Origin of the sequence: Neptunomonas antarctica, assembly GCF_001305295.1 — a bacterium.
In the GTDB taxonomy this organism is placed as follows: domain Bacteria; phylum Pseudomonadota; class Gammaproteobacteria; order Pseudomonadales; family Balneatricaceae; genus Neptunomonas; species Neptunomonas antarctica.
Genome location: NZ_LJSI01000009.1, coordinates 1 through 3,000, shown reverse-complemented (window position 1 = coordinate 3,000; position 3,000 = coordinate 1). Strand labels below are relative to the sequence as shown.

2 protein-coding genes are annotated in these 3,000 nt (G+C 43.9%); one reads left to right on the top strand and one right to left on the bottom strand.

Annotated elements, in window-relative coordinates; genetic code table 11:
* Positions 1-239 precede the first annotated feature (239 nt).
* Positions 240-1,127 carry a helix-turn-helix transcriptional regulator gene (locus Nant_RS00050; protein WP_054339601.1) on the bottom strand — a complete coding sequence of 296 codons (888 nt, stop codon included), beginning with the start codon at positions 1,125-1,127 and terminating at the stop codon, positions 240-242.
* 330 nt (positions 1,128-1,457) lie between these two features.
* Here Nant_RS00050 and Nant_RS00045 point away from each other — a divergent pair, with 330 nt between their 5' ends.
* Entirely contained in the window at positions 1,458-2,840 is a 1,383-nt protein-coding gene (locus Nant_RS00045; RefSeq protein WP_054339600.1) for an aspartate aminotransferase family protein, read from the top strand.
* The last annotated feature ends 160 nt before the right edge of the window (positions 2,841-3,000 follow it).

Below are 3,000 nucleotides of genomic sequence, written 5' to 3'. Positions count from 1 at the left end.
TATGTTCGTCAGCGAGTGTCGCTGTTTGATGGGGTTACTTTAACGCCCGGAACTGAAACGAAACTGAAATAAGAAAGCTTTTTTAGTAAATTTTAGTTATATGAATAAAAAGAGTTAAACCCGGGAAATAAAGCGTACCTGTCTATCAATCGACTCCACTTATGCATACAGCACATCAGCTAATACCGGACATCAACTTAGGCGGTAAAATAATCACCCACTATCGCGCTGGAATAATTTCAGGCCGTTTTTTGAGGCTTTCTCATATAGATTTCAAGAGGATCTTTATTGGGTTCCTGCTCCAGGGAGCCTAACGAACTTAAAAACAGTGAGAAAAGCTCGGCCTGGGAGTTGATGTCTAGCTTCGCATAAATATTTTTTCGATGGCGGCGCAGTGTTTCAATCGAGATATTCAGTTTTTCAGCGGAGGTTTGGGTGCTATAGCCCTGAAGTGTCAGGCCTAACACATCTTTTTCTCTGCCGGTTAACATGGATCGTCCAAAGAGGTCGAATGCCAGGTTGACGCTTTTTTCAAATCCGGGTATTACCTTCAGGTCTTGTTCTTCCGGGCGAGCGATTTTTAAGAACTCCCACTGATGTAAGCTAAGCTCTCTGATGATCGTTTCGATACTGCGAAGAAACTTTAATTCTTCATCACTGAACTTAGAAGAACTTTTATTTCGCATCAGCGAGATCTGTAAACAGACGTCCTGACTGACCTCTATTATGTAAACAATTTCATCTTCAGTATCGCATTTAGCATAATAGCTCCGGTAATACTCGCTTTGCTGAAAACCTTTGGCGCTTAGTTCTGTTATCCGGTACAGACCCGGAGATTCTTTATTGATCAGTGCCGCAAGATAAAACGGATCAAGTTGATAGGAACCATCGATATAAGAGTCTATTTGTGCTGAGCGTTCTTCATGACTGATTTCAAAATAAAGTGCTTTGGGCGCTCTGTTTCTGCGATAAATCCACACTTGTGGGTAATCAATTTTCACGGTGTCTCGCAGAATGTTTATCAAACAAGGGAAGAAGGTATCTTCTCCCAAGGTTTTTACCAATTCTGCTAACTGAGTATTCCAGTGCTCAAAACCGCTCATTGATGAAAGAGAAAAAGAACTCATTGATATTTTCCGTGCAGATTAAGTCGACAACCGGCCACTGGGTATAGGCCTGAATATAGCTGGAGGTACGAAAATCCAAGCTACGTGACGCACTAAATAAAGTCAAATTCCGCATTCTATGCCAATCGCGCCAGATTTTTTCTATATCAGTAAGTCAAATATTGGGACGTCCGTTTCTGTTAATCCGTGGTGAGGCCGCTGCAGCCACCACTAATACGCCCCTTTTTTATGTAACCAAGGTGGGGTATATGGAGCTCGTTTCTCTATCGCTACACTGAAAGTCAAATCACATCGCAAAAAATTATACGCGGTGATTTTTAAGGTGACGTTATGAATGAAGAGTGGTTACAACAGAAAGCGAAAGATCATCTTTGGATGCATTTCACCCGTATGGGGTTTTACAAAGATAATGATATTCCAATCATTACCCATGGAGAAGGCTGTTATGTTTATGATACCCATGGGAAAAAATATATTGATGGTTTAGCGGGATTATTCACATCGCAATTGGGTCATGGGCGCACAGACATTGCTAAGGCTGTCGCTAAGCAGACGGAAACGCTGGGGTTTTTTCCAATCTGGTGTTACGCCCATCCCTCTGCCATAAAGCTTGCGACACGCATTGCTGAGATGACACCGGGAGATCTGAATCGTGTTTTCTTTACCAACGGTGGCGGTGAGTCAGTTGAAGCGGCCTGGAAGCTAGCGCGTCAGTATTTTGCTGAAATAGGGCAGCCGCAGCGCTATAAAGTGATCTCCCGAAACCTTGCATATCATGGTACCAGTCTGGGGGCGTTGTCGATTACTGGTGCAACCGGTATTAAGAACATGTTTGAGCCTTTGGTCCCCGGTGCAATACATATAGAGAATACTGATTTATATCGCAGCAATACCTCTGATTTAAATGGCGAAGGCCTTTCTTATGCGAAACAGTGTGCATTAGCTATTGAGCGTGCTATCGAAATAGAGGGGCCAGACACTGTCGCTGCTGTATTTCTGGAACCCATACAAAATGTGGGGGGTTGTATCGTGCCTCCCGAGGGCTACTTCCGGGAAGTAAGAAAAGTGTGTGATAAGTACGGTGTTTTGCTCGTCTCTGATGAGGTTATCTGTGCTTTTGGTCGTCTTGGCTACATGTTTGGCTGTGAACGGTTTGATTATATCCCGGATATCATTACCTGTGCGAAAGGGCTGACCAGCGGTTTTGTTCCGATGGGGGCGATGATCTGCCGCGATTTTCTGATGGAACCTTTTCTGGCGGATGAAAAGAAGTTATTTCTTCACGGTTCTACCTTTGGTGGTCATCCGGTGGCTTGTGCCGCAGCACTGGCTTCTCTTGATGCTTTTGAAAAGGAAAACCTTCTGGAGAATGTTCGTGAAAACGAAGCGTTCTTTAAAAGCGAGCTTGATAAGTTGCTTGAGTTACCCATCGTTGGTGATGTCAGAGGCGCGGGTTACTTCTATGGTATTGAGCTGGTTAAAAATAAGGTAACCAAAGAGCATTTCTCTGCCGAAGAGTCTGAAAAGGTGTTGTTCAAATTCCTGTCTCCCCGACTGTTTGAAGAGGGGCTTATGTGCCGGACAGACGATAGAGGAGAGTCTGTTATTCAATTATCGCCACCCTTGATCGCGGGAAGAAAGGAGATCCGTGAAATGGCGCAAATTCTCTACAAAGTTATTGCTGAGGCATGTGAGTTAGTTAAGACCGCTTAATTAATGACACCTCATGTGATCTCACGTGCGGTAATCAATCCTTCTACAAAAGAGGTCTCATCAAAAAGTTAAATTAAGGGAGGCGAACCTCCCTTGCTTTTATAACCTTACAGCTGAGCTTCTGTAGAATGAGACGGTACGCCTAAGCCTGTCAGTACGA

Coding starts and splice junctions, on each gene's coding strand:
- Nant_RS00045 (WP_054339600.1), top strand. CDS start 1,458: ATGAATGAAGAGTGGTTACAACAGAAAGCGAAAGATCATCTTTGGATG.
- Nant_RS00050 (WP_054339601.1), bottom strand. CDS start 1,127: ATGAGTTCTTTTTCTCTTTCATCAATGAGCGGTTTTGAGCACTGGAAT.